Consider the following 243-nt stretch of genomic DNA (forward strand, 5'->3'; position numbering starts at 1 on the left):
TCAGTTGGGCACTCTAAGGTGACTGCCGGTGACAAACCGGAGGAAGGTGGGGATGACGTCAAATCATCATGCCCCTTATGACCTGGGCTACACACGTGCTACAATGGACGGTACAAAGGGCTGCAAACCCGCGAGGGGGAGCCAATCCCATAAAACTGTTCCCAGTTCGGATTGCAGGCTGCAACTCGCCTGCATGAAGCCGGAATCGCTAGTAATCGTGGATCAGCATGCCACGGTGAATAC

Annotated in this window: 1 rRNA gene; it reads left to right on the plus strand. The window is 54.7% G+C overall.

Going from position 1 to position 243, the window contains the following annotated elements:
- Positions 1-243, plus strand: a 16S ribosomal RNA gene (locus AWV70_RS15825); the annotation flags it as partial.

Origin of the sequence: Sporosarcina koreensis, from assembly GCF_001531445.1 — a bacterium.
Classification (GTDB): Bacteria; Bacillota; Bacilli; order Bacillales_A; family Planococcaceae; genus Sporosarcina; species Sporosarcina koreensis_C.